This window comes from Shewanella sp. 4t3-1-2LB, from assembly GCF_017368415.1.
Taxonomy (GTDB): Bacteria; Pseudomonadota; Gammaproteobacteria; order Enterobacterales; family Shewanellaceae; genus Shewanella; species Shewanella fodinae.
On sequence record NZ_JAFNJD010000037.1, the window covers coordinates 20,856 to 47,457 of the forward strand.

General features: G+C 48.5%; 27 protein-coding genes and 1 pseudogene. 13 read left to right on the top strand and 15 right to left on the bottom strand.

Translation table 11 applies throughout. The features are described 5' to 3' along the window. Positions 1–78: 78 nt before the first annotated feature. Both aguB and aguA read left to right on the top strand, forming a co-directional pair. Complete coding sequence (gene aguB / locus J3L11_RS13600; RefSeq protein ID WP_133038832.1) at positions 79–963, top strand: N-carbamoylputrescine amidase; 885 nt, start codon at positions 79–81, stop codon at positions 961–963. 10 nt (positions 964–973) lie between these two features. Then, a complete protein-coding gene (gene aguA / locus J3L11_RS13605) occupies positions 974–2,068 on the top strand; it encodes an agmatine deiminase (protein WP_207571343.1) in 1,095 nt (364 codons plus the stop codon). A gap of 74 nt (positions 2,069–2,142) precedes the next feature. On the opposite strand, the gene J3L11_RS13610 is transcribed toward aguA, so the two are convergent. From J3L11_RS13610 to J3L11_RS13640, 7 genes are all read right to left on the bottom strand, one after another. Beyond that, positions 2,143–2,907: an ABC transporter ATP-binding protein gene (locus J3L11_RS13610; protein ID WP_347566513.1), complete on the bottom strand. Its 765-nt coding sequence runs from the start codon at positions 2,905–2,907 to the stop codon at positions 2,143–2,145. A 25-nt stretch (positions 2,908–2,932) separates the two neighbouring features. Further along, on the bottom strand, positions 2,933–3,703 hold the full coding sequence (cbiQ, locus tag J3L11_RS13615) for a cobalt ECF transporter T component CbiQ (protein WP_207571345.1): 771 nt from the start codon (positions 3,701–3,703) through the stop codon (positions 2,933–2,935). Next, on the bottom strand, positions 3,700–4,305 hold the full coding sequence (locus J3L11_RS13620) for a hypothetical protein (protein ID WP_207571346.1): 606 nt from the start codon (positions 4,303–4,305) through the stop codon (positions 3,700–3,702). Before J3L11_RS13620 ends, cbiQ begins: the two co-directional genes overlap by 4 nt. Then, positions 4,292–4,951 (bottom strand): cobalt transporter CbiM, encoded by a 660-nt coding sequence (gene cbiM, locus J3L11_RS13625; RefSeq protein ID WP_189617916.1) that lies wholly within the window; start codon positions 4,949–4,951, stop codon positions 4,292–4,294. The genes J3L11_RS13620 and cbiM overlap by 14 nt, the downstream gene beginning before the upstream one ends. A 13-nt stretch (positions 4,952–4,964) precedes the next feature. Then, positions 4,965–5,735 (bottom strand): DUF4198 domain-containing protein, encoded by a 771-nt coding sequence (locus tag J3L11_RS13630; RefSeq protein WP_207571347.1) that lies wholly within the window; start codon positions 5,733–5,735, stop codon positions 4,965–4,967. Between the two features lie 217 nt (positions 5,736–5,952). After that, complete coding sequence (locus J3L11_RS13635) at positions 5,953–6,846, bottom strand: DMT family transporter (RefSeq protein WP_207571348.1); 894 nt, start codon at positions 6,844–6,846, stop codon at positions 5,953–5,955. A gap of 113 nt (positions 6,847–6,959) precedes the next feature. After that, positions 6,960–7,448 (bottom strand): CreA family protein, encoded by a 489-nt coding sequence (locus J3L11_RS13640; protein ID WP_207571349.1) that lies wholly within the window; start codon positions 7,446–7,448, stop codon positions 6,960–6,962. Positions 7,449–7,768: 320 nt separating this feature from the next. On the opposite strand from J3L11_RS13640, the gene ppk1 reads away from it, so the two are divergent. Both ppk1 and J3L11_RS13650 read left to right on the top strand, forming a co-directional pair. Continuing rightward, the gene (gene ppk1 / locus J3L11_RS13645; protein ID WP_189617920.1) at positions 7,769–9,877 is read left to right on the top strand and encodes a polyphosphate kinase 1; all 2,109 of its coding nucleotides are present in this window, start codon (positions 7,769–7,771) and stop codon (positions 9,875–9,877) included. 50 nt (positions 9,878–9,927) lie between these two features. After that, positions 9,928–11,376 (top strand): Ppx/GppA phosphatase family protein, encoded by a 1,449-nt coding sequence (locus J3L11_RS13650; RefSeq protein WP_207571364.1) that lies wholly within the window; start codon positions 9,928–9,930, stop codon positions 11,374–11,376. A gap of 41 nt (positions 11,377–11,417) precedes the next feature. Here J3L11_RS13650 and J3L11_RS13655 read toward each other — a convergent pair whose 3' ends face one another. Both J3L11_RS13655 and J3L11_RS13660 read right to left on the bottom strand, forming a co-directional pair. Further along, positions 11,418–11,759, bottom strand: coding sequence for an FKBP-type peptidyl-prolyl cis-trans isomerase (locus J3L11_RS13655; RefSeq protein WP_189617921.1), 342 nt, complete (start codon positions 11,757–11,759; stop codon positions 11,418–11,420). Between the two features lie 54 nt (positions 11,760–11,813). Continuing rightward, positions 11,814–11,994, bottom strand: a pseudogene (locus J3L11_RS13660) (group II intron maturase-specific domain-containing protein); the annotation flags it as partial. Positions 11,995–12,095: 101 nt separating this feature from the next. On the opposite strand from J3L11_RS13660, the gene J3L11_RS13665 reads away from it, so the two are divergent. Genes J3L11_RS13665 through J3L11_RS13690 form a run of 6 tightly spaced genes read left to right on the top strand, consistent with a single transcriptional unit; the run spans position 12,096 to position 15,353 of the window. Further along, a complete protein-coding gene (locus tag J3L11_RS13665; protein ID WP_207571351.1) occupies positions 12,096–12,512 on the top strand; it encodes a GFA family protein in 417 nt (138 codons plus the stop codon). Then, positions 12,512–12,988 carry a GNAT family N-acetyltransferase gene (locus tag J3L11_RS13670; protein ID WP_207571352.1) on the top strand — a complete coding sequence of 159 codons (477 nt, stop codon included), beginning with the start codon at positions 12,512–12,514 and terminating at the stop codon, positions 12,986–12,988. The genes J3L11_RS13665 and J3L11_RS13670 overlap by 1 nt, the downstream gene beginning before the upstream one ends. A gap of 49 nt (positions 12,989–13,037) precedes the next feature. After that, positions 13,038–13,574: a DinB family protein gene (locus J3L11_RS13675; RefSeq protein WP_189617923.1), complete on the top strand. Its 537-nt coding sequence runs from the start codon at positions 13,038–13,040 to the stop codon at positions 13,572–13,574. Positions 13,575–13,622: 48 nt separating this feature from the next. After that, on the top strand, positions 13,623–14,231 hold the full coding sequence (locus J3L11_RS13680; RefSeq protein WP_207571353.1) for a class I SAM-dependent methyltransferase: 609 nt from the start codon (positions 13,623–13,625) through the stop codon (positions 14,229–14,231). Next, complete coding sequence (locus J3L11_RS13685; RefSeq protein WP_207571354.1) at positions 14,228–14,776, top strand: GNAT family N-acetyltransferase; 549 nt, start codon at positions 14,228–14,230, stop codon at positions 14,774–14,776. The genes J3L11_RS13680 and J3L11_RS13685 overlap by 4 nt, the downstream gene beginning before the upstream one ends. A 31-nt stretch (positions 14,777–14,807) precedes the next feature. Then, on the top strand, positions 14,808–15,353 hold the full coding sequence (locus J3L11_RS13690) for a GNAT family N-acetyltransferase (protein ID WP_207571355.1): 546 nt from the start codon (positions 14,808–14,810) through the stop codon (positions 15,351–15,353). An 81-nt stretch (positions 15,354–15,434) separates the two neighbouring features. Here J3L11_RS13690 and J3L11_RS13695 read toward each other — a convergent pair whose 3' ends face one another. From J3L11_RS13695 to J3L11_RS13705, 3 genes are all read right to left on the bottom strand, one after another. Beyond that, entirely contained in the window at positions 15,435–17,126 is a 1,692-nt protein-coding gene (locus J3L11_RS13695; protein WP_207571356.1) for a diguanylate cyclase, read from the bottom strand. Positions 17,127–17,362: 236 nt separating this feature from the next. Continuing rightward, positions 17,363–17,719 carry a cytochrome c3 family protein gene (locus J3L11_RS13700; protein WP_207571357.1) on the bottom strand — a complete coding sequence of 119 codons (357 nt, stop codon included), beginning with the start codon at positions 17,717–17,719 and terminating at the stop codon, positions 17,363–17,365. A 71-nt stretch (positions 17,720–17,790) separates the two neighbouring features. Continuing rightward, a complete protein-coding gene (locus tag J3L11_RS13705; RefSeq protein WP_207571358.1) occupies positions 17,791–19,470 on the bottom strand; it encodes an FAD-binding protein in 1,680 nt (559 codons plus the stop codon). A 586-nt stretch (positions 19,471–20,056) separates the two neighbouring features. On the opposite strand from J3L11_RS13705, the gene J3L11_RS13710 reads away from it, so the two are divergent. The 3 genes from J3L11_RS13710 (at position 20,057) to J3L11_RS13720 (ending at position 23,063) form a co-directional block, all read left to right on the top strand. Beyond that, a complete protein-coding gene (locus J3L11_RS13710) occupies positions 20,057–20,767 on the top strand; it encodes an aspartate/glutamate racemase family protein (RefSeq protein WP_207571359.1) in 711 nt (236 codons plus the stop codon). Positions 20,768–20,775: 8 nt separating this feature from the next. Beyond that, positions 20,776–21,420: a LysE family translocator gene (locus J3L11_RS13715; protein WP_207571360.1), complete on the top strand. Its 645-nt coding sequence runs from the start codon at positions 20,776–20,778 to the stop codon at positions 21,418–21,420. A 101-nt stretch (positions 21,421–21,521) separates the two neighbouring features. Next, positions 21,522–23,063: a carboxylesterase family protein gene (locus tag J3L11_RS13720; RefSeq protein WP_207571361.1), complete on the top strand. Its 1,542-nt coding sequence runs from the start codon at positions 21,522–21,524 to the stop codon at positions 23,061–23,063. 104 nt (positions 23,064–23,167) lie between these two features. Here the strand turns inward: J3L11_RS13720 and J3L11_RS13725 are convergent, their stop codons facing one another. Genes J3L11_RS13725 through J3L11_RS13735 form a run of 3 tightly spaced genes read right to left on the bottom strand, consistent with a single transcriptional unit; the run spans position 23,168 to position 26,503 of the window. Next, positions 23,168–23,695, bottom strand: a complete 528-nt coding sequence (locus tag J3L11_RS13725; protein WP_207571362.1) for a hypothetical protein — start codon at positions 23,693–23,695, stop codon at positions 23,168–23,170. 6 nt (positions 23,696–23,701) lie between these two features. Then, entirely contained in the window at positions 23,702–25,840 is a 2,139-nt protein-coding gene (locus J3L11_RS13730; RefSeq protein ID WP_207571363.1) for an aldehyde ferredoxin oxidoreductase, read from the bottom strand. A 12-nt stretch (positions 25,841–25,852) separates the two neighbouring features. Then, on the bottom strand, positions 25,853–26,503 hold the full coding sequence (locus tag J3L11_RS13735; protein WP_189617935.1) for a 4Fe-4S dicluster domain-containing protein: 651 nt from the start codon (positions 26,501–26,503) through the stop codon (positions 25,853–25,855). Positions 26,504–26,602: the final 99 nt, after the last annotated feature.

Below are 26,602 nucleotides of genomic sequence, written 5' to 3' on the forward strand. Positions count from 1 at the left end.
ACAACTTCATACACTTTGCGCTATTCTGGGGAACAGCACTTGCTTACCCCTTGCCTCTTACCAAAAGGAGTCGTTGTTATGGCAAAAGTGAAAGTTGCCGCCACACAGATGGCCTGTTCCTGGGATATTGAATCCAACGTGATCCGCGCTGAAAAACTGGTGCGGCAAGCGGCCGCTGAGGGCGCACAGATCATCCTTATCCAGGAGCTATTCGAAGCCCCCTACTTCTGCATTGACCAGAGCCCAGAGCACTTTGCCCTGGCACAGACACTGGAAGACAGCACTCTGATCAAATACTTCCAGAACATTGCCAAGGAACTGCAAGTGGTGCTGCCGCTGTCATTTTTTGAACGTCGAGGTAACGCCCATTACAACTCGCTGGTGGTTATCGATGCTGATGGCAGCTTGCTGGATGTATATCGTAAAACCCATATTCCTAATGGCCCGGCATATCAGGAAAAACAGTTTTTCACTCCAGGAGACACCGGCTTCATGGTATGGCAAACCCGTTATGCCAAGATTGGCGTAGGCATATGCTGGGATCAGTGGTTTCCAGAAACCGCTCGCAGCCTAGCATTGATGGGCGCTGAACTGATTTTCTTCCCAACCGCCATCGGTTCTGAACCCGCTTATCCTGACATTGACTCTCAGCCACACTGGACTCGCGTACAACAAGGTCACGCGGCCGCCAATCTGGTGCCGGTGATTGCCTCCAACCGTATTGGTACGGAAAAAAGCAAGTTTATTGAAGGATTGGAGATGACTTTCTACGGTTCTTCCTTTATTGCCGATCAGACCGGGGCGTTAGTCGCTCAGGCCGACAAAACCAGTGAATGTGTGCTGGTGCATGAGTTCGATCTGACAGAAATCGACAAACAACGCATCAGTTGGGGCCTGTTCCGTGACCGTCGTCCGGCCATGTACGAAACCCTGCTGACCTCTGATGGCGAAAACGTCTGGTAAGGAATATTCCATGAGCAGTAATACCTTACAGGGAGCACCACAACAGCACGGCTTTTACATGCCTGCGGAATGGGCGCCACAGCAAGCCGTGTGGATGATCTGGCCTTATCGCCCAGATAACTGGCGCGAGGATGGCCATTTTGCGCAGCAGACCTTCGCCGCAGTGGCCAGTGCTATCAGTGCTGCAACGCCGGTGTATATGGCGGTACCCAAGCTGGAAATGGCCAAAGCGCAGGAGATTATGCCTGCCGCCGTCAAACTGGTGCCCATTGCCAGCGATGACTGCTGGGCGCGTGATACCGGACCAACTATCGTTATCAACGGTCAGGGGCAATGTCGCGGCATTGACTGGGGGTTTAACGCCTGGGGCGGAAATAACGGTGGTCTGTATTCACCTTGGGATCAAGATGAACTGGTAGCACAGCAGATGTTGGCCGAGCACGGCTTCGACCGTTACGCCGCACCGCTCATCCTCGAAGGTGGCTCCATCCATGTGGATGGCGAAGGCACACTGCTGACCACCGCCGAATGCCTGCTGAATCCTAATCGCAACCCGCACCTGAGTCAGACTCAGATTGAAGCCTGTCTAGCGGAATATCTGGGCGTCAGTCAGTTCATCTGGTTACCACAGGGTGTCTACATGGATGAAACCGACGGCCATATTGACAACATGTGCTGTTTTGCCCGTCCGGGTGAAGTGATCCTGCACTGGTGTGATGATGAAAACGACCCGCAGTATCCGCGCTCTCAGGCCGCTTATGCGGTGTTGCAGAACGCCGTGGATGCCAAAGGTCGTAAACTGACCATTCATAAACTGCCGCAACCTGGGCCGCTTTATTGCACTGAACAAGAAGCCGCAGGTGTCGCTAAAGGCTCTGGTGTGCCACGTGAAGCCGGCGATCGTTTGGCCGGTTCGTATGTGAACTTCCTCATTAGCAACCAGCGGATTGTATTCCCGCTGCTGGACCCGGCAACGGATGACATCGCCAAAGCTAAGCTGCAACAGATATTTCCTGAACATGAAGTGGTGGGCGTTGATGCGCGGGAAATCCTCTTAGGCGGTGGCAATATTCACTGTATCACGCAGCAAATTCCCAAGGGCTAATTTGCTGATATCACATAAAAAAGCCAGTCACGCTATTATGCAAGGCTGGCTTTTTTATACAAAAACGTGACGGTTCAGTGATGCTCTTTAGCACCGTGTTTGCCCGCTTCCACCTCTGATGAGGGATGCACATGCAGATGCTCATGAGCATGTTGGTGTGGATGCCGGTGCATCACCGCAGTATCCAGTTGCCCTGACTGTAAGATAACCGCCCGGTTTGCCAGTCGCTCCAGCACCGCCCGATCATGAGACACAATAATCATTGCCTGCGGCAACGCCTGCAGATGTTGCAACAATCGTTCTTCTGCGGCAGCATCCAGACCGTTGGTGGGTTCATCCAGCAACAATATTTCCGGTGACATCGCCAGCACGGTTGCCAACGCTACCATGCGTTTTTCTCCGCCAGACAACCGATAGGTTATCCGCTCGGCAAACTGCGCCATGCCCAGTGATGCCAATGTTGTCTGGGCTTTAGCAATCGCCTGTTCAGCAGTTAATCCCTGATTCAACGGACCGAAGGCCACGTCTTCCAATACGGTGGGGCAAAACAGCTGATCGTCAGAATCCTGAAACAGCAAGCCCATCCGCTGCCGCACCCGCTGAAAGCTTTCTTCGCCGACACAGTGCTGACCAAATGCGGTGATACTGCCACTATTGGGTTTTGCCAAACCGACTAAGACTCTAAGCAAAGTGGATTTTCCTGCACCATTGGCACCAATTAACGCCAGACGATCGCCTGGGTACAGCTCGAAATTCACTTCACTGAACACCGGCTTTTGTGCATAAGCAAATCCCAGCCCGGCAACTTTGAGTAAAGCGCTATGGGAAGTCTCCGTCACGCGGTCATCTCTTTGTTTGATATTCTCAGAAACCATATTGCCACCACTGCCATTCTAGCGGCAGTAAAAACAGTAACACGGCCAGGGTGAGTACCGCAGTGTCACGGCGATGCCATTTAACCGGGGTCAGCAAATGAAACTTACCGTTAAAACCACGGCAACGCATGGCACCACTTATGCGCTGCGCCCGCTCCATGCTGCGAACCAATAACATGCCCAGCAAGTGCCCATAACTACGCCAAGTGTGCCAGTTACTACCTGCGACAAACGCCCGCGCTTTCATGGCGGTACGCAGCCGTTGGTGCTCATCGAATAACACACCGATATAACGCACCGTCATCATAAACAGCTGTACCAGTTTTTCGGGTATCCCTAACCCCGCCAGCGCGTAACCCAGTTTTACCGGTTCCATCGACCCGACTAATGCCAGCAAAGCAAGCACTACGGCATTACCTCGCAGCAGGATCACCAAGGCTTGGATTACCCCCTGATAACTGGCTTCCATTCCGGCAATGGCAAACCAAGATTTGCCAGCAACAGTGAACGGTAAAAACAGCAGTACCAGCACCATAAACCCTTCAAATGCCAGCAGGCGCTTAATGATAAGTCGCCACTGGCAGCCAAGCAGTATGGTCAGTAGCAGCGCCAAGGCCAATAATGCTATCAATGGCCATAATGCGGATAAACACAAAGCACTCAACGTAAAAAACACCGCAGCTAACAAACGGGTACGGGGATCCAGCGCCGCAAACCAGCTCGGCTCAAGTGCCTGATGTTGCAAGGAGAAACTCGTCATTGCTGCTGTTTACGGCTACGCCACCATAGTGCACTGCCAGTAAGACCGAAGATAAAACCGATACCGCCGAGCAGATCGGATAATCTGAGCCGATCGGCATAGCGCTGCAATTCCATCCGCAACGGCCCAACCTCTTTGGCGACTGCGGTTTGCACCAATTGCTCTAGCGCGGCTTTATCAATCGCGCTATTTGCGACCGCTGCGGGGCCGCTAGTGACGGCATTATGGGTAACGTTGGAGGTAACGCCAGCAGTAGGATTGACATCCGGAGCAGCGACTTCAGCGGTTTTTATCTCCCAGTGCGCCACATGACCGTCTTCGGTATCGGCGACTATGCTGTAATCTGCCGCGCCCGGGACTTTAATCCGAAAGTCGCCCTTGCTGTCGGGACTCACTTCTGCCACCAGTTGATGCTGCCCATCAAATACCTTGATATGTGCACCACCCGCGGCGATGCCTCCAGCAAAATAAGCATTGCCAACGATCTCGTTACCTTCCGCCCACGCAAAAACTTTTAGCAAATGAGCCGACACCGGCATACTACAAATGCCAGACAGGCTAAACAGCAACCCAAGCAACAGGCATTTATTAGTTTGTCGCATGAGATTCCTCCGCCACTAAAGGCTGTGGTAATTGTCTCTGCAACAATTCTGGGGCTACTTTGGCAACAAACCCCACAATCGCGCCAGTGATCAGCGACTCCACCACCAGCAAAGGCAGGTAAGTCACTAGGATAATTTTCCCCGCGGCCAAGTACTGCGGCCCCGTCAACACCAAGGCTAAACACACCAAGGCCCCCGTTCCTGCAACCCCAATGGCTCCAGCAACCATGCCACTCATAAACAGCTGCCGCCGGTTATTGGCCAGCAATGCTTTATTGAGCCACGGTGACACCAGGTAGTAACTGAGTAAAGCGGGCAACGCAATGTTGAGGCAATTAACCCCAAGTACCAGCAAACCGCCGAAGCCAAAAAACACCGCTTGTAATAACAAGGCGACCAGCAAAGCCGGCACTGCTAGCCACCCCAACATCAATCCCATCAAGCCATTGAGTAACAGATGTACACTGCTCGGGCCTGCTGGCACAGCGACTAACGATGCCACAAAAAAACATGCAGCCAGTACGGCAGCTTGTGGTAAACGCTCGTAATCCAATTTACGAATGGCATAAGCCACCGCCGCGGTGGTAACCAGCGCTCCGGTAATCAGCACTGGTGCCGATAGCACACCTTCGGGGATATGAGCCATGACTATGTGCTCCTTACTTCATGTCGCGGGTAAATACCCAGATAAGCCCGCCACGTTCTACCGGGACCTCTTTGCCTTCCGGATTTTTCATCGGCTTTTTGCCTTCCAGTAATGCCGCAAATCCCCACCAACCGGCCTTTGGCATCACATAGCTGAAGGTGCCATTGGCATCAGCGCGGACTACCTGGGTGATATAAGGATCTGCTGGTGGTGTAACACTGCCATCATTGCACCATTCCACTTCCACTTCGGCAAAAGGTACAGGCTTGCCATTGCGTTTCACGACTCCTTGAAACAGGTTCCCCGTCCACAGACCAAAAGGCCGAGTTAACGGCACGATTTCGACCGGGAAACCGACTTCCGCATCCCAGTTATCTTCCATACCATAGGCATCCACGACTACCTTGGTGTAGTGCACAATCATCTTGCCTTCAGCGGGCTCCCAATAGGGGGCTGGTTCCACATAAAACAGATAATCCCCCGGACGTTTAATCTGGTACAGCGCATTAAAAGTTTGCGCACCCTGTATTGATTGGGGTTGCAGAGAGGCCAACAGATCCTGTCGTCCTTCTGGGCCGACAACGCCAAATTGCACCGGCCTCGCCATATTCATTAACGGCCCTTGCGACATAGGGTGGGTAAATTTCAGCGACAGCGATAATCTGCTCTCGCTGGGGGTCGACACAATATCGTGTGACGGGATCAATTCCTGAAAATGGGCACTGACAGTAAATGAGCAGAATAATATGGCAGTCAGCAACAGCTGAGGCAGATTTCGCAACATCAGAAACTCCGGAAAGTTGCATCGGCGGCGAGCAGCGTCGATATTACAAAAATAAAATTCGTAATACACGATAGCACTCAGCCGTGATTGCCGTCATCTATAAGCGACTGCTGTAACAGCACTAACTTGCAAGAATCCAACCTGGGTCACACTCCAGCGCCCGCTTGCCGTAGCATCGTAATAATTTACGACGCAACCACAAGTGTTAACGCTGAAGTCAACCTTTGACGCGCCATTTAGGCAACATACCGGCAGCAAAGATACCGAGAAAAATCAGCCCAATACCAGTGAGATGATACCAGTGCACTAACTCACCCAGCAGCGATACTGATAACACCACGCCAAATACCGGCATCAAGTAGATCGACATACCAGCCGGAGCGGGTCCCAAGCGGTCAACACAAGCGTTGTATAACAGATAAGCGGCAACCGAAGGGATAATGCCCACATACGCTAGCGCCAGCAGTGCGTGTAGGTTCCATTGTGGTATAGCTTGTCGGCTAGATTCCCACGCATAAAATGGTGCCAGTAACAGCAAGCCAATCAACATCTGTAGCGTCATTAACCCAACACGACTTATCTGTGGTGGTACACATTTCAGCCACTGGGTATAAAACGCCCAGCACAGCAAAGCACTGAAAATAATCAGGTCGCCCTGGGTGAACTTAAGTGCCAACAATAGCTGCCAGTTGCCCTGACTCACAATCATCAACACCCCGCTAAAAGACAGCAGCATGCCGACTATCTGCTGTCGCCGTAGCGGTTGTCTGAAAAACAACGCTCCCAACAACAAAATCACCAGCGGTACACAGCTATTAAGGATCAGGCCATTAGTGGCAGCAGTAGTTTGCAAGCCTATATACAACAAAGTGTTAAACGCGGTAATACCGGTGACAGACAGCCCGAGGATCAGCCACGGATGCTGCAGATAGTGCCGCCAATCCCGCTTCAGCGCCGTGACAGAAAAAGGCAATAGGATCAGCAAGGCAATCACCCAGCGATAAAATGCCAAGGTGATCGGGGGAATATCGTGCCGAATCGCGCGGCCGACAATAAAGTTACCCGCCCAAAACAACGGTGGTAATGCGATAAGTAATACATTGACAGCCATAACCCGCCATCTGCCAGGTGATGGCGTCGTCGTTAATACATCCATTGGTATAAGTTAGGTTGACGTTCCGAGGTTACAGACTAAGTCGTTTAGCGATATTTGAACATCCCCATTCAAGATTTCCTGATGGCTTCCGCTGGATGTGGTCGCTGTTCCCAGGCATCGGTACGCCATAAAGGCACACTGGACAGCGCATGTTTATGGCTGCCATTGGTTTCCTTGGTGGAATATGACAGATAAAGCAAGGTCTGATGTTCGCTGTCATAAATACGTCTCACTTTAAGACTCTTAAACAGCACACTTAATGACTCGGTAAAAACCACTTCGCCGGACTTACTCTTGTCGATACCGTCAATATCCGCTTTGTGAATAGGCCCAGTTTGGCGACAGGCAATACTCATATCAGATGGATCTGCCAAATTCAGATTGGCTTCAATGCGGCTGATATGGCAGGTCACCCCCGGCACTTTGGGGTCGGTTATCGCATCGATCACCACATCTTTAGTGGTAAACCAGCCCAGGCTGACTTTGCCCACATCATCGCCACATCCTGCCAATAGCCACAATGGCAGCAACATCCCCATAAATCTGTAAATTTTCATATGGTTCCTTCTAGTTATCACCACAAAATGGCGGTCTAGCGGGTGCCATTTCACTGTGACATGCTAAGTTTGCCCAAAACTATCAGCGCTGGTGCACGACGTCATATTGCCGCAACAAAAATGTCATTTAAGCAAGGATTTGTCATCTTTCATTCATAAAAGCTTGCTAGCCTTGCGCTGCAGAATCCGTTGCTCTATCGGCGTCCCGCATATCTGTGATTCAAGACGCCTTTTGCCGGATTGCATCTGCTATGTTAATTCTGTCCGGCAGTCGGAACTGGCTATGGCCACGCCGGAATTATGCCCTTAAGGAGTCTGCGGTGTCCCCTTCCACTGAAAAGTTTTCTCTGGATAAAGAGTTATCCTGGCTGTCATTCAATGAGCGAGTATTACAAGAAGCCGCAGATAATTCCGTGCCGCTGGTTGAGCGTGTGCGCTTTCTTGGTATCTACTCCAACAATATGGATGAGTTCTTCCGGGTCAGAGTTGCTGAAGTCCGCCGCGCAACCTTACTTTCCAGTCTCAAGGATGGTCGCAATTACAGCCGCCATCTGATGGCTAAAATTCAGACCAAAGTGCTGGCGTTGCAGGAACGTTTTGATGCCATTTATGTAGAATTGATGCGCGAACTGGCAAGACGCAATATATTCCTCATCAATGAGCAGCAACTCAGTGAATTTCACAGCCTGTGGCTGAAAAATTACTTTAGAGATCACCTAAAGCGCCACATTACCCCGCTGATTATTCACAAAAATTCCGATTTGGTGAAACACATTAATGACGACACCACTTATCTGGCCGTCTGTTTCTATACCAAAGAGCAGCGTCAATATGCCTTGGTGGAAGTGCCGACCAAGAATGTTGAACGTTTTGTGCAACTGCCACCGGAAAAAACCAAATCTCGCAAATATTTAATTTTGCTGGATAACATCATCCGCCATTGCATGGATGCGCTATTCTCGCCATTTTTTGAGTATGACAGCATGGATGTGTACTCGATGAAGTTCACCCGCGATGCTGACTTTGACCTCAACGATGAACTTGAACAAAGCCAACTGGAAAAACTCACCAAAGGCTTGAAACAGCGGCTAACCGCAGAACCAGTGCGACTGGTATATGACCGTGATATGCCGGAGCACATGTTGGCGATGCTGACAGAACAGCTGAATATCTCCAACACCGAATGTATTATTCCCGGCGGTCGTTACCACAGTTTTAAAGACTTTATCGGTTTTCCAAATCCTGGCAGAAAATATCTGGAGAACCCGAAAATTTCGGCCTTGGACAGTGTGCTGTTTAACCGCAGCCACAACTACTTTGAAGCGATCCGCCAGCAGGACATCTTGCTGTACTACCCGTACCATAAATTTTCCCATTTCACCGAGCTGGTGCGCCAAGCGGCCTATGACCCGGCGGTGAAGTTCATCAAAATCAACCTGTACCGCGCGGCCAAAAAATCACGGGTGATCCAGTCGCTGATCGATGCCGTTAAAAATGGCAAGCAGGTCACCGCCGTTATTGAGCTACGCGCCCGTTTTGATGAGCAAGCCAATATTGAATGGAGCCGGGTGCTGGCCGAAGCTGGCGTTAGAGTGCATCACGGTATTCCCAGCCTGAAAATTCACTCCAAACTATTTCTGGTCGGCCGCGAGGAACAAGGTGAACTGCAGCTATACAGCCATATCGGCTCAGGTAACTTCAATGAAAGTACTGCCAAGATTTACACCGATATTTCGCTGTTTACCGCCAACCAGGATGTTGGTCGCGAAGTCGCGCAGGTGTTTGAACTAATTGAACATCCTTATCGCCGTTTTGACTTCAACCAGCTAATCGTCTCGCCTTATAACGCCCGCAGTAAATTACTGGAGCTGATAGATATCGAGATAAAAAATGCCAAAACCAAACGCAAAGCAGCGATTACGCTGAAACTCAATAACCTGGTGGATGAAATGCTGGTGCAGAAGCTGTACGAAGCATCCGCTGCTGGCGTCAAAATCAAGTTGTTAATCCGTGGTATGTGTTCGTTGATCCCGCAAATCCCCGGCATCAGCGATAATATTTCAGTGATCAGTATTGTCGACCGCTTCCTAGAGCATTCTCGTATTATGCTGTTTTACGCGGGTGGGCAAAACAATCTCTACCTGTGTTCTGCCGACTGGATGGCGCGCAATATCGACAACCGGGTGGAAGTCAGTGTGTTAATTCAGGATGCACAGCTAAAACGCATGCTAATGGATATTCTGGCGATTCAGTTCAGTGACAATACCAAGGCGCGTATCATCAACAAAGATCAGTCCAACCCCTACCGTGAACGCGGCAACCAGCGTAAGGTGAGATCGCAGATTGCGGTTTACCAGTATCTGGTTAATTATGAGAAGAAATGCCTGCAATTGCTCAGCCAGCAGATGGCTGATGAGACAAACAGTTAACGGGAGAGGAGCATTTGAGCGAGGTTGCCAAGCACTTTGTTGCCGTGGATATGGGCTCCAATAGTTTTCATCTAGTCATTGCTAGGGAGCAGGACGGTAGCATCCAGATCCTGCATAAAGAAAAACAGTTAGTACAGTTGGCCGATGGGCTGGATGATAACAACATTCTCAGTGATGTAGCCATTAGCCGAGGCATAGCCTGTTTACAGGAGTTTAAGCAACGCTTTTCCAGCCTGCCGTTGCCACAAGTCAGAATGGTCGCCACTTATACTTTGAGGGTGGCAAAAAACCGCGAAGCATTTCTGGAAGCCGCGCAAAAAGTGCTGCCCTACCCCATAGAAGTGGTATCGGGTCACGAAGAAGCGCGTCTTATCTACAGTGGTATTGCCCATACACAAGTGTTAGCGGCACGTAATCTGGTGATTGATATTGGCGGCGGCTCTACTGAAGTGGTGCTAGGCAGTCGCAGTCGTGCCAGTTCGTTATCCAGTCTGCGCTGTGGCTGTGTCAGCTATAACCAGCGTTTTTTCAAAGATGGAGTCATCAGTGCAGCGGCCTTTAACGCCGCACTCAGTGCGGCCGACAAACAGTTTGCCTCACTGTCTAAAGAGTATTTCAGCGGTGACTGGGATCTGACGCTTGGCAGTTCCGGTAGTGTCAAAGCCATCTGCGAAGCGTTGTTGCAGTTTTACGGTGACGATACCGTCACTATGGCGCGACTCAAGCAGCTCAAACAACAGCTGATTAGTTGGGGGCATGTTAACAACATTGTGCTAGAAAATGTTGACAGCAAACGTGCCCCACTGTTGCCCGCCGGACTGGCAATTATGATCAGCTTCTTTCGGCGGTTACCGGTAACCTCGCTAGAGTTTGCCAACGGCGCACTACGTGAGGGCGTATTGTATGAGTTAGCCGGTATCGGCACCTTCAGCGACATCCGACAACGTACGGTAGACAGCATGGCGCAACTCTATCACATTGACCGCCAACATGCGGAGAAAGTACGTTTGACGGCAATGACACTGTTTGACGGAGTGGCCGACAGTTGGGGACTAGCGGATCAGCGACATACGCTGGAATACGCTGCCATTCTGCATGAAATTGGTATTCATATCAGTTCCCGCGCCCATCATAAACACGGGGCTTACATTATTGCGAACAGCGATATGCCTGGATTTGGTGAGCAACAACAACAGCTGCTGGCGCGCTTGATTGGCAACCAGCGCAAAAAACTGGATCTGGAACGACTGACACAGTTGGATGAACCGGAAAAACGCCTGTCTATCCGCTTGATTGCCCTCATAAGACTGGCCGTTTTGCTGAATCTAGGGCGTATTGCCAGCGGCATTCACATCAGCAGTGTCAGCACTAGCGAACAAGGGCTGAATCTGGCCTTAAAAGAGCCCAAACACCGCATCAGTCTGTTTGTAAAAGATCTACAACGGGAACAGAAACAGATGGCAAATGTGGCGTTGGATTTGCAATTCAGTTTTGCCTGAACACGCGCACAAGGGGCTATTTTCAGCCCCTCCTTTGTCGATTAGTCGTCACGAGTTAACACTTCCAGCAGTTCAATCTCAAAATTGAGATTGCTGTTTGGCGGGATCATATTTGCTATCTGTCGTTCACCATAGGCCAACGATGCCGGCACCCACAACCGCCGTTTACCGCCCACTTTCATACCGCTGATACCTTCCACCCAGCCAGCAATGACCTTTTTGTGACTTAACACCGTCTGAAATGGCTGACCTCGCCCATAAGAGGAATCAAATTCAGTACCATCTTCCAGCCAGCCTCGATAATGTGCGGTGATCAGTGCACCGCGCACTGCGGCTTTGCCGTCGCCTAGCTGGATATCTTCTATTTTTACGTCTGTCGTCATCCGTTATTCGCCTAATCAATTGACTCAAGCAAGCCATTATATCTTGCAAGCGGCGATACCACACGCAACAGCAACTTGAACATGCCCCCAGTTAAGTTTCGTACTTTGGTGCGCAGCTTTCGCCACTGTCGCCAGTAGCCATTCTTACTCTGCGACGGCTCCAATAATCCAGTTCTAGGCATCGTTGATAACTGTTGGCGATACCAAAGTAATTTATCCAGCCTCGTAGATACTGAGCTCACCCGACTATTTATTGATATACTGAGCAGTCTTAAGCTTTTGTTATTAGGAGCCACTCAAGGCTCCTTTTCTTTTCCTTCACCGGGAGGATAGCGGATGACTGTCACCAAAGGTTCCTGTTTATGTGGCACCGTCACTTTTGAAATTGACGGGCATTTTGATCGATTCTTACTTTGTCATTGTCGCCGTTGCCGTAAAGATACCGGCTCAGCCCATGCCGCCAATCTGTTTTCTTTCAGTGCCCAGTTGACATGGTTAAGTGGCCAACAGGATGTCACCCATTTTCGGTTAGCAGGAACACTGCACGGCAAGAGCTTTTGCCGCCACTGCGGTTCAGCACTGCCAACGCTGCAAATGGATAATAAATTGCTGGTCGTCCCCGCAGGCTGTCTGGATACCACGTTGGGAATTATGCCAGAAGCGCACATTTTTACCGACAGCAGAGCCGACTGGGATCGCCATCTCGCGACACTGCCAGAATTTGCAAAACTTCCCGGTAGGACTGATGAATAATGGTAGCGATCCGTGCCTACCAACAGTCGGATGCTGATGCTGTTTATCAACTGTTTTATGACACAGTACATACCATCAATTGCAGAGATTATTCTCTGGCGCAATTGCAGGCATGGGCACCTGAAACCGCTGATAAACGGCGATGGCAACAGCGTCTACTGTGTAATCAGCCTTTACTCGCTTATGCCAATGAACAGATACTGGGTTATGCAGATCTACAACCGGACGGTCTTATCGACCAATTTTTCTGCCATCATGCCCATCAACAGCAAGGGGTTGGTTCCGCATTAATGCAAGCGTTGTTAATCAAGGCGCAACAGTTGCAACTGCAGCGGATGTATGCGCATGTCAGCATTACCGCCAAACCATTCTTTGAGCGCTGGCATTTTCAAACAATCCGCATGCAGCAAGTCACCATCCGTGATCAGCAATTCACCAACTATCTGATGGAAAAGTCGCTGGTGTATCTTTATTAACGTCAGCTAACATCGGGGAAGCGCACAGTAAAAATGAGCAGGAGATCTTATGTCGCAGTTATCCAACTACCATCTGATGGCCCGTTACAACCTCTGGATGAATGCTAAGATATATGATGCAGCCGCGACCTTAACACCGGCCCAATTACAGCAGCAGCGCGGCGCCTTCTTCGGCTCTATCATCGCAACACTCAATCATCTGCTAGTGGCGGATATTCTGTGGTTACAGCGCTTTGCCAACCAGTATGACAATGGCAAGCTAGCGGCAGTGGCAGCGTTAACGCCGCCTTCTCAGTTAGATCAGATACTTTATCCTGAGTTGTCTCCATTAAGTGCGCAGCGACAATGGCTAGATCAACAGCTGTACGACTGGGTAACGACGTTAACGGAGCTGCAACTGGCCGGAGTGTTAACCTACCGCAACAGTAAAGGTGTGCTACATCGTAAGCCGTTTGCCGCGGTGCTACAGCATTTTTTCAACCATCAGACCCATCACCGAGGACAGCTATCCACGTTGCTGTTTCAAGCAGGTATTGACGTAGGCGTTACGGATCTGCTGGCTTTGATTGATGATGAAGGCGTATAACATGCAAACGACGAGTAATCTATGGCTATCAACGCAGGAACCAGGGGCATGAGCAAAGACTATTTCTCCCATAAAGCACATATTTATGAGCAGGATAATAACCGTGTTGATAACGTTGGTAATATCGCCGATGCCATCCGTCAACAAGTTACATTGTCATCGCAGATGCACTTACTGGACTTTGGTTCAGGCACTGGGCTGTTGCTGGAACGATTAGCCCCGCACGTAAAAAAAATTACGGCGGTGGACATTTCAACGTCAATGCATCAGCAGTTGGCAGAAAAGCAGGACAAACTGCCGTGTGAATTAGCGATTATCCAGGCAAATCTGGAACAAGAGGATATTGATAGTGCGTTTGATGGCATCATTTCCTCCATGACGATGCATCATATTCGAGATATTACGGCGATGTTTGCCAAGTTCCGACAGATGTTGCTACCGGGAGGCTTCATTGCCATTGCCGATCTGGATAAAGAAGACGGCAGTTTTCACACCGATGACACTGGGGTCTGTCATTTTGGTTTTGAACACCAGGAAATTGCCGCCGCCGCACGCCATGTGGGATTTACCGCAGTAAAAATCCGTAACGTCAGTATTGCCCGCAAGCCCCATGGTGATTATCCGGTCTTCCTGTTGACAGGACAGCTTGAGCAATGACTTCGGTGAGTCTTCTGCCATGGCGTTTAGCACGTCTACAGTTGCGCCAATTACGCCCGGATGATATTAGCCCGTTTCATGGGTACCGTAGCGATCCCCGCGTTGCCCGGTTACAGGGATGGACGCCCTATACCTTATCTCAGAGCGAGGCGTTTATTAACGAACAAAGTCGCTTAGTCTTCCCACAAGCGGGCACCTGGCAACAATTGGCGCTGGCGTTAGTAGCCAATGATCAGTTAATTGGCGATGTAGGCATCTGGCTCGCAGACACGTTTACCGAGGCAGAGTTTGGCCTGAGTATCACTTATAACGCTCAAGGACAGGGTTATGGTACTGAAGCCGTTAGCGGAATCATTGCGTTGCTATTTGCGGCGACACCAGTACAACGCATCATCGCCTGTACGGATCATCGCAACACTGCCTGCATCAACGCGTTGTCTCGCGCAGATATGACGCTTGAAGTTAGTCGTGAAGCGCAGTACAAAGGTGAGATATGTCAAGAGTTGCAGTTCGCCATCACTCGTCAAGACTTCCAACAAAGATGACAATTGCAGGGTATAAAGTAGAAGGGTCAACATGTTCGTGCTCAAGCAGCAAGTGCAGATTACCAGCCCAAGATTATTGCTGCGTCCTTTTGTTACATCGGATATCCCCACTATCGCCCTGCTGGCAAATGATCGCGATATAGCCGATAACACACTCAATATCCCCTACCCCTACAGTGAAGACGATGCGCGGCTCTGGTTAGAGCTACAGGCTCAACAAACACAATGCGGGGATAGCCACACTTGGGCCATTACCTTAAAAGATTCGGGTGTTGTGGTTGGTGCCATCAGTTTAACCTTACTGCAGGCACAACAGGCAGAGACCGGCTACTGGATTGGGCGGGAATTTCGTAACCTAGGGTATTGTTCAGAAGCGCTGCAAGCCTTAATCAGAGTTGCGGCTGATACCTACCACTTAACGAGCATTAGCGCAGTGCATTTACGCAGTAATCCTGCATCAGGGCGAGTCATGCATCATGCTGGGATGCAACACATTGCTGCAGATCTGCGACCTGATAGCCAGGGCAAGCGCGTACCGGTAGAGATTTATTGCCTAGTATTGTCATCCTCTCACTAACAATGCGCTGAAACCGATATGATCAACAACCGCCATCGGCATTAATGCGTCAAAGTGTTGAGACTGATGTGGGCGAGATTCCTACGTTGCCACAGCAGGAGCGACAAGATTTCTGCCACTGTCTTTAGCCACATACAACATATGATCAGCCTCTAAAAACAATGTCTCCAAGCAATTCTGCTTTATGTCAATGAGACAACTGGCGACCCCGAAACTGGCGGTTATTCGGATCGGCTTATGCGTAACTGTCAGCAGGTTACGCTCCAGCAGAACACGAAGCTGTTCTGCATATCTGACAGCTTGAGGTAACGCAGTATCAGGCAATAGAATTGCCATCTCCTCGCCGCCCCAACGGGCCAGAATATCGTTTTTCCGCTGCTGCTGACTCAGCAAGACCGCGACCTGATGAAGCGCCTGATCCCCCACTTGGTGGCCGTAGTTGTCATTGATAGCCTTAAAATGATCAATATCTATCATAATAAAACTCACCGGCTTGCGGTGGTTTTCTGCTTGCTGCAGATATTGCCCAGCAATATCCTCAAACGCTCGACGATTGTGTAAGCGAGTCAGCAGGTCATGAGTGGCCAAATACTGTGCGGTAATCTTCTCTTGCTCGATGTTTCGTAACCGAGAAGCTAATACTGTTGCGAGGATCATGGCTTCGAATACCACCCCGATTTCAGCCCCATGAAAGCCCCAGGAGGTGTATGAAATAATCCCCCACACCGATAAGGCACTCGTTAGCAATCCAAACATACTAAAACTCACTGCCAGTAACAGATAACGGGCATCAATTGACGCGGCAACATTCAACAACGCCACCACTATCATTATCAACGTCGTCAGCGTTACAAAGCTAAAGGCAATCCACGACATGAGCAGGTGTAATTGCAAAAAAATGGCGATAACACTGCTGATAATCCCCACCGCAACATAGAGTTTAAGCATTCGCGACAACGGTGATTGCTTACGGCTTAATGGCAGATAACTGCTCAAGAATATCAACCCACATACGCCGTGTAACACCATAAAAAACAATGTGCTGTAGTTTTGTAACTGCGGCGAGTTGGGATAAAACCAGGAAAAGGCAAAACCTTCATAACCTAGATTCATCACCACAAAACAGCCAATATAAAAAGAATAATAAAGAGCGACGATTTGCTTTAGGCTGATGTACAACAGCATATTAAAACCGACAAGCGCCAGTAAAAAACCGTATACAATCCCAAGCACAACATGGGTTTTGATCTGTTGTGAACGCGCTTGTTCAATACTTGTCAGGGCAATTGGCAATGTCAGCGGGTCAAGCGACTTTCCCCGAATAAAAATCTCACTCTCTCCGGGTGGTATATCAACATCAAACATATAACCAATCGTTGGCACCAAATGGTCACTGGCGGGTTCAGCATCTCCCGCATGCCAGTGTTTGAGCACTTGCTGGTGTTGTAGCAGATAAACGTCAACCGACTCGACCCATGTTTGCGCTGCAACCAGACTTTGCCGCGAATGCGTTGCGGTTGGATTGGTGATGGAAAGTCTTACCCAAGCAGTTTTGCGGTTAATCCCGAAGGTGAGGAATGGCTGAGCCACCGCAATATAATCCCCGTTCTGGAATCTTTGTTGTACTTGTGCCAGAGATAGCTCTGTAACACTGTCGTCCTGCAAGTAACCAATGGCGGAGACGAAAGGTGTTGGCGGCTTATGTTCTGATGCCTCGGCAGCTTGCCAGCAACACATCATCACAAAGATGATAAAACTGCGAAACATCATCATGGGTCAGTTAATTTTTTATTGTGAGCAAATACGCCTTAGTTTACGAACTAACTAATTAGTCGCCAATAGCATGATTAGATCAGACCTGAAAGCTGTTGCATTTATCGGCAACGTTTGTTTGTTGAACCGCACAACATCAGCATTCAAAGGTGGAAATAAAGCAAAACAAGGTGGCAAAAACAAACCACCTTATCGCTAAGGTGGTCTGTAATTAACGCCATTTTATCATCGCACAGTTATGGGACGATAAAGTTCCAAAGTGGGTGACAGCTGACACAAGCGTTTTCAGATTTCTGGTGTATTTTATGGCAGCTTAGACATTTAGTTTCAGTACCAAAGTGACGATTGTTATGCACATTGGTTGGTTTCATATCTTTAGTTTTTTCTGCCAATTTCTTGGTGTTGTGACACTGTACACACTTCATCATAGTCACAGCTTCACGTGGCTGAGCGTCACCATGACAAGAGGCACACTTGACCCCTTTAGAAAAGTGGTACTGATCCAACAACATTTCACTTTTAGCCATAGCGCTTCCAGCAAAAACTGTCAACACCGCCACAATTAATACATTGAATATATTGAATTTCTTCATTTTGATTTTTCCATTTTTCTCATTCGGTAATACGCGTCCACATCATAGACGCCCTCTGCTAACAGCGCGTCTTACAGGCTGGCAACATATTTGCCTGCAAGGTAACCGAAGGTGTAGCAACGGCCTAATGACAAACCGAATACAGTTAACGGATAGTCAACGCCGCCGTAGAAACCCGCCGCCATGTTACCCACGATGAACAGACCTGGAATTTCTTTACCGTCTGCATCCAATGCTTGGTGATGGGTGTTAACCAGCAAACCAGAACACAGGGTAGAGATACGCATGCGGCGGTGGATACCGTAAAATGGAGGTTTAAGTACAGGCACCATGCGGCTTGCAGTTTTACCGAAATCTTCATCTTTACCTTTGGCACACAGTTCGTTATAACGCTTAACGCTGGCAACAAAGGTCTTAGGGTCACATTCCAGTTTCTTCGCCAGTTCTTCCAATGTGTCAGCTTTGTAAGTGTTGGTGATAGACGGGAATACCCCAGGTTTTTCACCTGGCTCTTCAGGCATATACACTTTGATTTCTTCGGGGCTATATAGATGACCTGGCCAATCTTTGGCAGTTGTCATGTAATCTGCGTCAAACACTTGAGAGTAGTGACCTTGGTTCACTCCATCTTTCAAGTAGTTATTCATCAAAGACATTTCAACAGTTTCGTTGACGAAACGCTCACCTTTACGGTTGACAGCCAAGAATGGCATATCGCACATTGACGCAGGGCCCGCATCGAAGTCATGCAGCATTTTGGTGTGGCCAACGGGTTCGATAACACCGCCCGCCCAGTAAGCCATTGCAAAGCCATCGCCCATACGATCTTGTTGCTTACGCTCGAAGTTTTTCAGATCAGGGATGAAGAAATCACACATGGCTTTGTTGTTCTGATAGTCACCAGCAGACAAGATAACGCCTTTCTTCGCCATATATTTGTGGTATTTACCATCACGGTCTTGTGCAATAACACCGACAACTTTGCCTGATTTTTCTTGGATCAGTTGTTTTGCTGGCATATTGTAAAAGAACTTCACGCCAGCCTTTTCGGCAGTTTTTGCCAGCGCACGCATACCATCGCCAGTGGTATAAGGTTTAGGGCCACAGAAAGAGGTAACAAAGTTCAAACGGTCGCCTTTGTCAGCAATACCGTGAATACCGTGTTGTGGGCCAGTACCTTGGTCAACAACCTGACCACCGCCCTTTTTGATACGATCAATCACCCAAGTAACCGCTTCACCTGAGTTATATGCCCATTCTCTCAACAGCCCAGGATGTGAACGGTGCTGGTTGTCCGCCATTAAACGGTTTACCAAAGCCTCGATAGCAGATTTATCACTGTTTTTCAGATCGATACCTGAACCAGTGTTACCTTGCGAAATAGCTGTAGCTTGTTTTTGCAGACAAGCTACGGAAGCACCTGATTCACGGGCAGACAATGCTGCAGGAACCCCTGATGCCCCGGCACCCACAACGACTACGTCAAAGGTTTGGGTAGAGGCGATTTCTGCATCAGAAATCTCTTTTGGTTTAGGCATGAATCCAAGCGTTGCGCCGCCAATTTCTGCATATTGCTGTCCTACGACAAGCGGATCGGCACTAGCAGTGCCTACGCCCAGACCAGCAACTGCTAAACCACCTGTTCCAACCGCCATACGGCTAAGGAAGGTACGGCGTGAGATGCCATTTTGTAAAACATTAGCTGTATATTGGTCGACTTCTTGTTTTTTCTGAGAATGGTCTTTACTCATATTGGGCTCCTTTACTCATTTTCATTCCCCCTAGACCCACGTAAGCAAACAGTGTTTACTGCTAACCATGACGCTGTCTTTGGTTATAACTGCATATAATTTCTTGTAAAAAAATTGGAGTGAGATCGTGAAAAAACTGATTAAAAATCACACATCCTGCAAACATTTTTAAATATATTACATATGACATATAACCAAAAGAACGATACTTTATGTCTTTGCAGCGCTTCGCAAAATCGTCCATTTTGCGAGCTGCTATTCAAAAGATTTCATTTGCTTTCATGAATATAAAAAAGTTGATAACACATCACAGAACCAGCGCATCGATACTCATAGGGCAAAATGGTTTTAAGGAGAACACCGCGTTAGCTGTTGAAGCAGTATTAACATTGTGAAATAACTAAACGGAGTAATGACTTCAAGATGCTAGGATAATAAGCTTGCTGAGAACGGGATTGAGTAGATGATTATCGTTTAATCCGTACACACTTGTTCATCCCCCTCAGGCTTAAAATCCTGCGGCTGTATAACTGGTGTCCTAACGTCTTCTTTGTGTTAGCTAGCAAATTCATGAAACAGGTGTCAAATGAATACCATAGGTTTACTCGGCGGAATGAGCTGGGAAAGCACTCAAAGTTACTATCGATTGATAAATCAGGGTGTCAACGCTAGGTTGGGAGGATTACATTCAGCCCAATTAGTGTTGTACAGTGTTGATTTTTCGCCAATAGAACAGCTACAACATCAGGGCGACTGGCAGGCAACAGCCCGTATACTGTGCCAAGCGGCACACAGCATCGAACAAGCGGGTGCCCAGGCTCTGCTTATCTGTACCAACACTATGCATAAAGTGGCCGATGAAATTGCTGCCGCAATCAACATTCCGTTACTTCATATTGCCGATGCCACAGGTGAAGTATTGCAGCAGCAAGGGATCAAAACCGTTGGATTGCTGGGAACAGCCTTTACCATGGAGCAGGATTTTTATCGAGAGCGGTTGCGACAGAAATTTGGACTTGAAGTATTAATCCCACCACCTCAACAACGCCAGTTGCTGCATCAAGTGATTTATGAGGAACTTTGTGCAGGTAAAATACTCTCCGCCTCAAAAGCAACTTATCTCGACATCATTGACGAACTGGCAACCCGTGGTGCCGAAGCGGTGATTCTTGGTTGTACTGAAATCGGGCTATTGGTGCAGCAACAAGACACCCACATCAAGCTATTAGATACCACCACCCTGCATGCAGCAAAAGCCGTAGACTTTGCACTAGGCACGCCTTCACCACAGGAGTAACTGCCTCTATGTTTGGCACCCATGATATCGCGCTATTTATGCTGTCAGGTTTACTACTAAATTTGGTCCCTGGCCCCGATTCGTTATTGATCATCAGTAAAAGTGCCACTCACGGTTGGCGAGCGGGATGTGTTGCCGCATTGGGGATTGGCAGTGGTTTGCTAGTCCATATTTTCGCTGCAGCGCTTGGTTTGTCGGCTATTCTAGCCAGTTCTGCAACAGCCTTTACAATTGTCAAAATCATCGGCGCCATCTACTTGATTTATATTGGAATAAAGGCGTTATTACAGAAAACCAATCACGCCGACACCAACATGGCTCAAACACAAACGATGCCTGCCGAAAGCCTGCGACAAGTCTATGTCCAAGGCTTTTTTACCAATGCCCTTAACCCTAAGGTAGCACTGTTCTTTTTAGCCTTTGTGCCGCAGTTTATCAGCCAGGATGCAGATCATAAGGCTGTTGCCTTTATGTTTCTGGGGCTGATTTTTGAGTGCAACAGCATGCTCTACTGCTTATTGCTGGCAGTACTCGCCGATAGCGCAAGTAAACACTTGAAAGGGCGACAGCAACTAGGCATTTGGCTCAACAAGCTAGTCGGCACTTTGTTTGTGTCCCTTGGAATTAAGCTAGCACTAGCCAGTCGTGGCTAGACTATACGAGGTCGGCTAACGGCATCCCCACTGCTTGGCCGTTTGTTGTATCATGTAGCAATTTTTGGAGACGGGTCGGATTTTCCGTCAGAGGTTATTGCATGAAGCTGTTGAAAATTTGCCTAGCATTAGGATGTCTGCTCAGTTCCCCGTTCGTCAGTGCCCAACCTGCGCCCATTGTCCAGATCCAGTCTGGAAGAATCGCAGGTCTGCACCAACAAGATGTGGATATTTTTTTGGGCATTCCTTACGCCAAACCGCCACTGGGAGAATTGCGCTGGCAACGACCACTGACCGCGCCCGCATGGCGTGGTATCCGGCAAGCCACCACATTCGGTCCCAGTTGCATGCAAGCACCCCTGCCAAATGATGCCACCCCGCTTCCAGATAATTACAGCGAAGACTGTCTTACCTTAAATATCTGGCGTCCCAGCCAATTAAAAGGACCAACACCGGTTGTGGTTTGGATCCACGGCGGTGGTTTTGTCAACGGCGGGAGTGCCTCCCCGGTATATAATGGTGCCGCATTTGCTCGGGCTGGTGTTATCTTTGTCAGCTTCAACTACCGACTTGGACGGTTGGGATTTTTTGCTCATCCGGCAATGGATGGCAATATGTTTGTCGGAAACTTTGGCCTGACGGATCAGATAAAAGCCTTACGCTGGGTCCAGGACAACATCATCCAGTTTGGCGGAGATCCCCGCAATGTCACCCTGTTTGGCGAATCCGCTGGCGGTTATAGTATCAATGCGTTGCTGAGCAGTCGCTTTGGTCGCGATCTGTTTCAAAAAGCGATTATACAATCAGGAAATGGTCGTCACAGTCTTGCAGGAGAGCAGAGTTGGCAACAGGCAAAAACCATAGGAATGGCGTTTGCGGCAGCTCATGGCATTGGCGGTACCGACAAAATGGCACTACAGGCACTCAGAGCCCTTCCTGCGACTGAAATTACTGGCGATCTTAACCTGTGGACAATGGCGAAAAATCATCAAACCTATTCCGGGCCAATGACTGATGGTCAGGTGGTGGAAAAGGAACCTCAAGTTGCTTATCAACGGGGAGATTTTGCCAGAGTGCCATTATTAGTAGGTGCCAATAGTGCAGATTTAGGGTTTGTTACCACGCCACCAATTAACCGTGAAGCCGTGTTGGCGCAATTTGGTGCTGACAGCAGTACGGCGGCTATGGCCTACAGTGGTATCACCGATAAAAATGCACTGGCATACCAAATTGCCATGCAGAAACTGATGCTGGAGCCAGCACGCTTTGTTGCTCGAACCTTTGCAGCGCATAATACGCCAGTGTGGCAATATCGCTTCGGTTATGTAGCCAAGCGTCAGCAGCACAATGGCGCTGGTGCCACGCATGCCAGTGAAATCCCGTTTATATTTAATACGCTGCCAGCGGTATATGGGGATAAGGTTACAGCTGAAGATCAACAAGTGGCCAACATGATGCAGCAGTACTGGGTAAACTTCGCCAAAACTGGCAACCCCAATGGCACATCGTTGCCAGAGTGGCAACAATACCAACCGACAACTGATCGCCTCTTATGGATTGCACCTCAAGGCATCGGCGCGACTCAGAGCCTGACCGATCCGCAACAAGCCCAGTTGGATTTAGTAGAAAAGCTGCAGCAATAGGTTATTCCATCAGTAAAAAAAGGCCACCTAAATAAGGTGGCCAATCACTTAAACGAATCTTCCTTGATAAATGTCGATAGCAACGATGGGTAAATCTTATTGATTCAACACGACCACTCGTTGGGATCGTAGTTTGCCAGCACTTTGGCATAACCGGCGTTCAAACCACGAGTGGAATAAAAGTATCCTTCTCCTTGTGCGGTTATGGCATACGCAATGTCACAACACTCAGGATCTGTCGCTAACTGCTCCCGCAAAGCTTCGCGTCCTTCACTATCAAGCGCATACGGCTTGTAATTCAGAATCGACTCATCAACGACTGCATTATGCTGACAACTGGCTTCACGGATTTGCTGCACCAACGTTGGCAACACCTCGCCACGGCGGATAGCTAGCCAGCGATTGGCATAACTCTCCACAATATGCTTTCTTGAGAAGAAATAATGCTCATCAGCAGATTTCCTCATACAGATGTCCGCATACTCCGGTGCCAATATCAGTTGAACATATTGCCCAACAACATCTTCATCTTCAGGCTCTTCTTCCAGACCGATGACCGCTGCCACTTGTGGCAGGGTCACCAGTTTTCCGTGTTGGCTAAAGAGTCTGATGTATTTCACCAGATCCTGCATGGTCGATTACCCCGGTAACAAACCTTTGGCGGCCAGCTTATCAGCTGCGTAACCTAAACCAAATTTTTCCAGAGTTGCACGAGTGGGTATACCAGTTTCACTATCCCACCCCCAAGCTTCATAGAACATACCCAGCGCCTTTTGGATGTCATCACGATCCATTTTGATGGTGCCCTGATCACCGAAGTTCTTATCTGGATCTATGTCATAAACCCAATCAGACAACACATCATGATCACGACGCAGGTCATTAGAGTTCATCTCAAGGGCAGTGAAAGCACGGTGCAACTGCACTGTACGTTCGGCCATAATATCCAACTCTTCTTCAGTAACCTTATCACCAGTCACCAAGCTGTACATTTGGGCTTCGATAGAGCTATCACCACGATAATTCTTTTCTTTGTCTGGAGAAATTATCAATGGGAACACCCAGTTACAGATAGTTAATGAATCATGTAGCACGTTTTTGACCACGCACCACTTAGCAAAGTTAACTTTGCCCTGGTTGATGGGGGTATACCACTTCACCGGGTCAAAGGCACCTTCACCAAATTTTTCTGCGCATACTTCTGCCAGAATATCGTAAGGTAAACCACCATTAACCACGTTGATATGAGAGTGGCACATTGGATCACGGTTAAAGATAACGTTGATCAACGTACCCACCTGGCTAGCACATTCACTGGCATGGTGCAGAGCATGGCGCATGCTACGGTTGAACAAATGCACATTGCTCTCTGCATAGATATTCCAGTTATCGATCACCGGATTAGTACCATCCAATTTCCAAATATCAATATAGGAAACGGGATCGCCCATCATACGGCCCAGCGCGTTTTCATGAGGGTAACTGTCAGGGAAAGCAACACGTTTATACAAATCAACCAAGAATTCAGGTTCGTTATTGTCCCATTGCTCCCAAGGAACATCCGCGAACTCCTCCGCTGACAGCAGATGCTTAAACAGATCGGCCTTTTTCATATCTTTAAAGATATGGTGAGTCAGCCCGTACCCAGAAAAAATACCGTAGTCATCACGTAAATATGCACCCGCAGTCGCTGTCAGTGCATACTGTTCTGTCCCTGCGGTTGTTGGCATCAAATAGTTGCCCCAAATGAAACCACCGCAAGTGTTGGTAATGTATTCAGATTTGAATTTGAAGCGGCTCTTTAATTCAGGCACTTTCATTTCGCAATAGCAGCGAATTGGGCATGCATGGCAGCCGCCCATGCGTTTTAACCACTTGTTGGTGTATTCCACCCCAACATACATTTCGGCCATTGAGCAGCGGTAACCAATACGATTCCGCTCATTCCAAGCAACTTCCCCCAGTTCTACAGGTTCGTCCGCGGCCCCCCATTTAATTTCATCACGAGCTTTCCAACGACTGCCAGAACTATAGTATTCAGCCCAAGACTGCGGAGTAGACGGTACCACGTTATTGTTGTTGGAACCGATAATGCCGAGAATATGGTCATCCAACGCCCGCATTTCATCGCGAGAAGCTTTGATGGTACAGGTGCCTGTACCATGAACCCCCACACCTTTCAGATTCTTCGACCCCATGACGGCACCATGACCACCTGCCGCATGACCACCTGGAGTCATAAAACCGGACATGGGCACCAAATTTTCACCCGCTTGACCGATAGAAAATACCTGAGCGTCCTGCCCCATCAACTTAGTCAATTCAGCGTTACTATCAAAAGTCCCCTTTCCCCAAATAGCAGTAGCTGATTCAATACTGACTTTATCGTCTTCAATACGGATCCACACTGGTGAATTCGCTTTACCAATAACCGCCAAGGCATCATAACCAGCATATTTAAATTCTGGGCCAATGTGTCCACCAACGTGACCATCGGTAATCAGATGTCCCGGTGTAGCAGGACTTCTTGAGGTGACCGTCATACGTCCTGAACAGATAACCCCAGAGCCGGTTAAAGGTCCAATTGAATAAACGATCACATTTTCAGGATCCGTGCCTAATTGTCCGTCAACATGGTGGTCCCACAAAATTTTATATCCAATACCAGAACCGCCAAGATAATCGAGATATTTTTCTGTGGGCTCGGTCCAAATTTCGCTGGTGGTTAAATTTACCCATAAAACTTTACCAGCCCATCCGCCGTAATTCATAGCCATTTGCTTTACCTCTTATCCGACCAAACCGGTATAGTTGTTATATATTTCCAATGCTTCTTCTGCTTCTTCCCAGGTATAAAATTTAATTGCACCAGTAGTACACACTTGAGCACAATTAGGTTCACCCTGACACAAGTCACATTTAACGGATTTCATTTTACTGCGAACAACTTTAATTGTTTGCTGTGGACATTTGTCTGCACAATAACCACAACCGACGCAAAGTGATTCATCCACTTCTCTTGCACCAGTTTTTTCATTAATTGAAATAGCCTTTTGTGGACACACTTCCATACAGACATTACATTGATGGCAAGTTTGCGGCACCAGAGTAAAATCGCCGCTTTCACCACGTTGTTCATAATAATTTGATTGAACGCCATGTGGGCCATAGTTCATATTATGAGCGACCTTTACCCTGGCAATTGTTGGTCCGCAATCGCCTTCATGGTTCCAGCCGCAAGCGGCTTCACAGCGTCGGCAACCAACACATAGTATTGGGTTTACAACCATTAATCCGCCTGGCATAACAACGACTTCGCCGTTGCCATTATCATTATTGTCGCTACCGCAACCTGTCAAAAAGCTGACGAGAGTACCACTGTATACTGTACCTACAGCAACTCCCATGCTACCTTTCAGCATTCCTCGTCTGGTGATCATCTTATTTCCCTTTATTAGCTAAAGAAATATAATTAAAATATGCTTCCTGGTATATCCCGACAATTAATCATAATGTTAATAGAGATGATATTTTTCTTG